Source organism: Methanoculleus sp. MH98A, assembly GCF_000691865.1.
Classification (GTDB): domain Archaea; phylum Halobacteriota; class Methanomicrobia; order Methanomicrobiales; family Methanoculleaceae; genus Methanoculleus.
This window is the reverse complement of sequence record NZ_JMIO01000072.1, coordinates 1-7,232: the sequence shown is the minus strand read 5'-3', so window position 1 is coordinate 7,232 and position 7,232 is coordinate 1. Positions and strand designations below refer to the sequence as shown.

The following is a 7,232-nucleotide window of genomic DNA, read 5'->3' as shown; positions in this document are numbered from 1 at the left end:
TTCCTGAGAAGTTACCTTCTTACTATATACGATTTCTGTCACGATCCTCTACACGTCGGGGTGAGTCAACCCATTCTGCTCATGGGGCGGGCTGCAAACGGCCGGGACATACGGTCCCGCGGATCCCGTCATGCAGGGCGATACCCCTCCCTCAGAACATGCAGGTATTATCGCCGGAAAAACGGTTTCGCCGGTTCATTGAGGATAAGGTGCAGGTTAAGCGTGTTTTTTGATCGAAGAAGCCCTGTCGACGAATAACAAATTATTTTAAGTTTAAACAAATGTACCTTATCTGGACTAATTACAATCTAACACGGTGTATTTGCATGAACCACGATGGAAAAGTTCTCAAAGCATGTGCCGCGGCACTGTTTCTGTTTGCACTCGTCTGCATGCCGGCATCGGCAAGCCAGGAGACAATCGAGGCCGAGGTCGCCGGGATCATCGAGCTTGCAGACGCTCTGTACGATGATGCGACGACCATTCTCGAAGAGACCAAGGTCATCAACAGGGATGCAAACGTCTCCGATGAGATAAAACTGGTATCGAAGCCGATCCATATGGCTTCGCACGAACTCGAGCACATTGCGGAGCACATCCAGGACGATGCCCTCGAACTCCAGACCCTGGTCGCCGATCCGGTGACCAACCGGGCTGCAATTGATGGAGTTGTCGCCGATATCGGCGTGAATGCCGGGAATTACACGGCACTTCTGACAGCCCAGCACGAGAATGTCCACGAACTGGAAGAGATTGTACCCGCATCTCACAAAACGAACGCGGAGAGCGTCCACGACACCACTCATCAGGCGGAGCGTGACGCAAAGAATCTGGTCAGGAGCACGGAAGCGCTCGTTGCAGCCCTTGACGCAGGGACCGCCGCACCGGCACCCTCTTCACCCGCGAAGAGCCCCGGATTTGGCGCGGTTGCAGCCCTCGGCGGACTTGCTGCGGTTGCATATGCCGCACGCAGGAGGTAAGGGCATGCAGGGGGGAATTCTCCCTTTGGTCCCTTTATTCTCAGCGATAGCCGTTCTCTGGAATTCAAACCAGTATCAGGAGAGTAGCATCCATGCACATATCAGACGGCGTTCTGCCCATGCCGGTGATCGTCGCCGGGTGGGTGATCACCATCATCCTGCTGGCCGGAACACTCCGGTGGGCGGCCAAAAACGGCGATATCGCCAGAGAGATCCCGAAACTCTCGGTGATGGCGGGAGCATTCTTCGTCGCTTCGCTCATCCACATCGATATCCCGCCCTCAAGCGCCCACCTGATCTTGAACGGGCTCGTCGGCGTCGTGCTCGGGCCGCTCAGTTACCTCGCCCTCTTCATCGGGCTCACACTGCAGGCGCTGCTCTTCCAGCACGGCGGCATCACGGTCATCGGGATCAACACCGTGAACGTAGGCATACCCGCCCTCATCTGCTACCTGGCCTTCCTGGCCGGCTCAAAGCGAGGAATCCCGCTCCCCGCGATCGGCGGGGTCTGCGGAGGGCTCGGCGTCCTTCTCACGGTAGTCCTGCTGGTGCTGGTCCTCGTCGTCTCGGGAGACCAGTTCTTTGCGGTAGCCGGGCTTCTCGCCGGTGCCCATCTCCCGATCGCCGTTGCCGAAGCAATCGTGACGGGGGCGGTGGTCGGGTACCTCGTACGGGTAAAACCCGAATTACTTCCTATTCCACTCAAAGGAGAGAAAAAATGAAGAGAAACATACTGCTGCTCGGTCTGCTCGTCATCCTCCTCTCTACCGCATGCATCGCCCCCGTATCGGCGCACAGGGCCTTTGCCGGTGCGTTCATGACGGGCGATGTAGAGGACGAGGTCATGATCCGGGCATGGTACGAAGGGGGAGCCCCCATGGCCGATGCCGATATTACCATCTATGCCGTCCGGGACGGTGAAGAAGAGGTCTACATCGAGGACGTAACCGACGAACTGGGCTTCTATTCGTTCGAACCCGAATGGAGGGTGACGGAGTACCGTATCCTCGTCGAGCAGACGGGACACCGGGCAGAGATCGACCTCGACCTTGAATCCGGGACCTCGACGGGATCGGAGAGTGCGGAACTCCCGCTTATAGCGCGGATCATCGCCGGGTTCGGCTACCTGCTCGGGCTTGCCGGCATCGCGATGATCTACTCGGCAAAGATGCAGAACAGGGGCCCGGAGTGACCCGCTCCGGATGAGTACGGTGACTCATGCGCTACCCGGACATCGATAAGTACGCATGGCTGGACTCTCCGATCCACAGGCTTGAGCCGCGGATCAAGATCCTGTCGTTCACCGTCCTCATCTTTTCTGCGGTCTTCGTCGGAAATATTCCCGCCGCGCTCCTGGCGCTTGCGGTAGCCCTGCTGATCCTGATCCTCTCGCGTCTGCCGGTGCGGTTCGTCCTGCAGCGCTCGACGCCAATCCTGGTCTTCGTCCTCCCGATCCTTCTTCTGATGCCGCTTACCGTCCCCGGAACCCCTATCTGGTCGGCAGGTCCGGTTGCTTTTACGGAGGAGGGTCTGTCGTATGCGGTTCTCATAACGATCAGGGCCGTCGCGGCGATCGTGCTCGTCCTCACGCTCCTTGGAACGCAGCGCATTGAGGCGACGCTTCGGGCGCTCTCGCTGTTGCGGGTTCCGGGGGTCATCGTCCAGATGCTGTTCTTTACCTATCGCTACATATATGTCATGATGGACGAATTTCTCAGCATCTGGAGCGCGATGCGGGCGAAAGGCTACACGTTGCGGCCGAACAGGTACGGGCTCTCCATCATCGGGAACCTTGTCGGTATGCTGCTGGTGAAGAGTTACGAGAGGGCTGAGAGGGTCTATCGCGGCATGGTGGCGAGAGGGTATTGCGGAAAGCCGATCACCGTCGCCCCCTTCTCGATCACCGCAGCCGACTGTTTCGCCTGCCTCCTCCTCATCGGCATCGCCGGGGGACTGCAGGTCTATCCGCTGGTGGCGCTATGAACGAAGCCGTGACGATTCGACACCTCACCCATCAGTACCCGGACGGCACCGTATCGCTCGAGGATGTCTCCCTTACGGTGCATGAGGGCGAGCGGCTCGCGATCGTCGGGCAGAACGGGGCCGGGAAGACGACGCTCTTCCTCCACCTGAACGGCTCCATCAAGAGCCCCCTGGACAACGTGCTCGTCTTCGGCGAGAGCGTCCGGTCCATGCCGATCGAGGAGCGCATACAGAAGGTCGGCGTCGTCTTCCAGGACCCCGACGACCAGCTCTTCATGCCCACCCTCTATGACGATGTGGCGTTCGGCCCGATCAACATGGGGCTTTCGCGGGACGAGGTCGACCGGCGCGTCAGGGAGGCCCTTAAAACCGTCGGACTCTCCGGATTTGAGGACCGCGTTCCCCACCACATGAGTTACGGCGAGAAGAAGCGCGCCGCGCTGGCGGCGGTTCTCTCCATGGAGCCCAGGATTCTCGTCCTCGACGAACCGACCGCAAACCTCGATCCGAAGAACCGGGCCCTCCTCATCGACCTGATCAACCGGCTGAACCGGGAGAAGGGGATCACCACCATCGTCGCCATGCACGACGTCAACGCCGTCTCTTACCTGGCGGACCGGGTCGTCGTGCTCAACACCACCATTGTTGCGGACGGGGACGCCCACAGCATCTTCTCGGACAGCAAACTGCTGAAGGAGAACAACCTCGAAGCGCCGGACGCCTACAAACTCTTCCGTATCATGGGCTGTTATGGCTATGCCTGCTGCAATGCTCTTCCTCTCTCGGTCGCGGACGCTCCCGCTGCTCTCGATGCGTCGCTCGAGGAGAACGGGGGCGCGATCAGCCTGAGGCGGGACGTCCGGACTGCGGAAGAACTCCGTGAGGTGTTCGAGCGGTTCGAGTACTGAGCCGCTCGAAGAGCCCTTTTCTCCGGGTAAACGACCGTATCCCCGTTCCGGCCGGTGCGGAACCGTTAGAGGGCCAGCCAGGGGCCGACGATCCACCGATGGAGGTAGAACGCGAGCACCACGCCCGTCGCAAGAGCGACGAAGACGGCCCGGTCCTTGACTTCTCGTGGAATATCCACACGCCGAAGTAGGTCGAGAGGCAGAACCAGGCGAGGAGGAGCAGGCCGGCAAACGGGACTTCCAGGAGGACCGCCCAGGAGAAGAGGATGAGCGGCGAGAGAGCATAAACCACCGATTTCATCGTCTTCTCGAACTCGCGGTGGACGTCGACGAAGAGCAGAAAGAAGTGCTCGACGAGGCTGACGGCGAGGAGGGCGACGGCCCCGGTTATCAGGCCCTGTGTCAGGGTGACAGGGATGTCTGCCCCAATAAACCAGAACCGGTGTATTCCGTCAATCTTCAGCTCCTCTCCCGTAAGGAGGGGTAGCATCATGAATAGGACTGATGCGACTGCGACGATCGCGAAATAGAATACGAGATCGTCGCGTAACGACTTTTCATTGAGGCGCTGAAAGACCCGGCGGGGGCCGGTGAAGGTGGTTTCTGAGGGCGTCTCTGTCGACATGTTCTCTTCTCCCGGACGACGGTACTCACCCGCCCCGCCGTTTGCCGGGCCTGGGTTCCGGTATTAATCGATGAGTGGTCAACGTCACCCTATAAATGTTCTCTGTCATGATTGTCTACACGTCGGGTCTCAGTCGGTTGAAGAGGAGCAGCCAGTGCCCGTTATCGCTCTGACACTATGTGGGGGCCGGGACACATAGTCCCACGGCCATCCGATTCGTCCCGACGGGCAAAGTTCGCTGTTTATCAATGGGTGGCCTGGAAGTCGCGGGTATCAGCGGCCGAAGACCGCCGGGAGGTTCAGCTGCCTCTCGCGGATGGTCGTTGTGACCTCGAACCGCCCCTCTCCGGGTTCAAACGGAGTGCAATCTACGCTCAGCGTTTCGGAGCAGATCCCCCGGAATTCCCGGGTGGTGCTGTGGGGCACCCCTGCAGGGTTCCAGACCGTCAGGGTGAAGACGGCCGTCCGGGTCCTGCTGAGTTCATTTCCTCGGGCGTTGTCGCATGTGACAAGAAAGACGCTTCTTCCCGTCCCCGTCTCGATCGAAGGGGTCACGTTTGAGAACGTTGCGTTGCTTCCGAAATCAGCCCAGGCCCTGCCGAGGAGATAGACGCCGTGGGAGTCGTTATCCTGAAAGAGGATCTTGCCGCCGGAGGTGGTGGCGTTCACGACGATGTCCTCCGCGGCATACGATACGAGCCCGTACCCGAGGAGGATGGCAAGGCCCAGCGTCAGGATGATGCTGCACATTACTTTTTCGCTCAATCGGATCACCGTTTCAAAAAATAGGTGCATTCCTAGGGGATGCACCCCCTTCAGACATAGTCGAGGTCCCCGGTGCCTATGTCCGTTGCTTTCGTTGTGTCGAGCCAATCGTGCGTCTCGCACCAGAGTTCGTAGTAGGCATCACCAGTGCCCCGCGAATCAAAACTCACTTCGATTGTCCCGCTGGTCGCCCAGTCCACCTTTATTTGTTTAGTGTGCGCCATACCCTGAGCATCGTAGACCGTCAGACGGTAGAGTGCTCCCTGCCCGTCGTTGTCTTCGTCATTGGAGTTGTAGTACTTCGCTTTGAAGGTGTTGTACCCGGGCGGAACGGTTATGGGTCCGTACGTCGTCACGCTTGCCGTATCGGCGTCGCCGTCTGTATACATGACTCCCAGTTCTTCTACGGCCAGAATTCCGATGTCGCCGGTATCCTCGGTTCCGACTTCAATGCTCTCCTGACTTTGAGCCTGGGCTGCGGAAACCGCACCGACGGAAGCCAGTACAACCAGTGCCAGTACCGCCCAGGCCGTGATAGATCCGTTTCTTGTTTTCATCTTCTGCTTCCTCCTTGTTACGGTGCCGGAGGGGGAAAGGACGTACCTATAAGTAGAGGTAATAATAACCTTCTTTTCGCCTCCGGGCATGCGGGGCCCATCATCCTGTCGTGAACCGCGGATGTGTGGCCCCGCGACTTATGCGAATGCCTGATGCCGGCATCCGCACTGCTACCTCTACGTTGGAATATTTACCTTTTCTCTCACTTCTCTCTACATGTTCGCTGTCTTCTTCGGAAAGCGGAAGGCTGGATACATCCTGCACGGCCCACGGAACCGGAGAGGGTCCCGGCTGGCACCGGGAGTGCCGGGGCTCCATACTCGGTCCCGCTCCCTCCCGGGCGTGGTCACCGGATGTCCATCCGCATGAACCGCGTGTACGCGACGGCGAAGAAGACGGTGGGGTAGAGGATCAGCGCCACCACGCTCGACCATATCTCGCCGAGCGTATCCTCAAGGGTCGCCCCCGATGTCGGGGCGTTGGCGATCCCCTGGATGAGGGCGTTGGTCGCCATCTGCGGTGATGCGAGGTTTCCGATGCTCTGGATAAGGTCAAACTGACCGTAATACGCCGTGATCGCTGCCTGGAATTCTTCCGAAGAGATATCCCCGCCGTATGCCGCCGGATCGGGCTCCTCCATCATGAAGGCCATCCCGATATGCGTGGTGGCGTAGGGGGCCAGGAAGACGAGGAGGATGAAGACGACCACGGAGAGGAGCAGGGCGCTGCCGCTCTCCCGGCAGAGGGTGGAGAGGGCGAGCGCGATGGAGAAGAACGTGACGAGGAAGAGGAGGATGACGCCGGCATAGGTCAGGATCATCCAGAGATCGCCGGGGGAGGGCACGATCGAGAAGACGAGGAGGAGCGCGGTGGATATAGCGAGCACGCTCCCGACGACGAGGGCGAGCAGCGCGACGCCCCCGAGCGCCTTGCCGTTGATGATCTCGTCGCGGTAGACCGGGTGGGAGAGAAGACTCTTGAGCGACCGGGACTCCTTCTCCCCGGAGACCAGGCCGGACCCGACGGCGATGGCAAGGAGGCCCCCGTAGGAGACCAGCGTCCGGAACATCGAGGAGTAAACGCCCTCAACCGGGGGTTTTGCGGGCATCATCCCGGCCGGTCCGTCATTCTGGTTATCCATCGCGGCCAGTTGCTCCGAGTACCTATCCAGTTCTCTCTCGTAGCTCACGACCCCGCTGTACGTCCCCACCATGGCGATGGTGAGGAAGAGGGCAAGGATCACCAGGAACCGCCAGCCCGTGATCTGGTCGGTGAACTCTTTTTGGGCCACGGTGAAGACCCGTTCCGCTGTCATCTGCTCTCACCGGTCAGTCCACGTAGTTCTATCTCCATGCTCATTCTCCGTCCGTGGTCGCAAGAGTACCGCAGGTCCGCGACAATACGCGGTATCGC

At 59.7% G+C, this 7,232-nt stretch carries 9 protein-coding genes; 5 read left to right on the top strand and 4 right to left on the bottom strand.

Annotated features, from left to right (window positions below; translation table 11 throughout):
- Positions 1 to 326 precede the first annotated feature (326 nt).
- The 5 genes from EI28_RS09790 to EI28_RS09770 all read left to right on the top strand — a co-directional run bounded on the left by EI28_RS09790 (position 327) and on the right by EI28_RS09770 (position 3,871).
- Entirely contained in the window at positions 327 to 980 is a 654-nt protein-coding gene (locus EI28_RS09790; RefSeq protein WP_048114472.1) for a PGF-CTERM sorting domain-containing protein, read from the top strand.
- Between the two features lie 92 nt (positions 981 to 1,072).
- On the top strand, positions 1,073 to 1,702 hold the full coding sequence (gene cbiM, locus EI28_RS09785; protein ID WP_048114471.1) for a cobalt transporter CbiM: 630 nt from the start codon (positions 1,073 to 1,075) through the stop codon (positions 1,700 to 1,702).
- Positions 1,699 to 2,172, top strand: a complete 474-nt coding sequence (locus EI28_RS09780) for a hypothetical protein (protein ID WP_048114469.1) — start codon at positions 1,699 to 1,701, stop codon at positions 2,170 to 2,172. The genes cbiM and EI28_RS09780 overlap by 4 nt, the downstream gene beginning before the upstream one ends.
- Positions 2,173 to 2,198: 26 nt before the next feature.
- The gene (gene cbiQ, locus EI28_RS09775) at positions 2,199 to 2,963 is read left to right on the top strand and encodes a cobalt ECF transporter T component CbiQ (protein ID WP_048114467.1); all 765 of its coding nucleotides are present in this window, start codon (positions 2,199 to 2,201) and stop codon (positions 2,961 to 2,963) included.
- Positions 2,960 to 3,871 (top strand): energy-coupling factor ABC transporter ATP-binding protein, encoded by a 912-nt coding sequence (locus tag EI28_RS09770; RefSeq protein WP_048114465.1) that lies wholly within the window; start codon positions 2,960 to 2,962, stop codon positions 3,869 to 3,871. The genes cbiQ and EI28_RS09770 overlap by 4 nt, the downstream gene beginning before the upstream one ends.
- Here the strand turns inward: EI28_RS09770 and EI28_RS09765 are convergent.
- The 4 genes from EI28_RS09765 to EI28_RS09750 all read right to left on the bottom strand — a co-directional run bounded on the left by EI28_RS09765 (position 3,804) and on the right by EI28_RS09750 (position 7,134).
- Positions 3,804 to 4,496, bottom strand: coding sequence for a Yip1 family protein (locus EI28_RS09765; RefSeq protein ID WP_048114463.1), 693 nt, complete (start codon positions 4,494 to 4,496; stop codon positions 3,804 to 3,806). The two genes, EI28_RS09770 and EI28_RS09765, sit on opposite strands and share 68 nt — an antisense overlap.
- A 273-nt stretch (positions 4,497 to 4,769) precedes the next feature.
- Positions 4,770 to 5,270 (bottom strand): hypothetical protein, encoded by a 501-nt coding sequence (locus EI28_RS09760; RefSeq protein WP_224732779.1) that lies wholly within the window; start codon positions 5,268 to 5,270, stop codon positions 4,770 to 4,772.
- A gap of 41 nt (positions 5,271 to 5,311) precedes the next feature.
- Positions 5,312 to 5,908, bottom strand: a complete 597-nt coding sequence (locus tag EI28_RS09755; protein ID WP_048063700.1) for a hypothetical protein — start codon at positions 5,906 to 5,908, stop codon at positions 5,312 to 5,314.
- 257 nt (positions 5,909 to 6,165) lie between these two features.
- Complete coding sequence (locus EI28_RS09750) at positions 6,166 to 7,134, bottom strand: ABC transporter permease (protein ID WP_048114460.1); 969 nt, start codon at positions 7,132 to 7,134, stop codon at positions 6,166 to 6,168.
- Positions 7,135 to 7,232 lie beyond the last annotated feature (98 nt).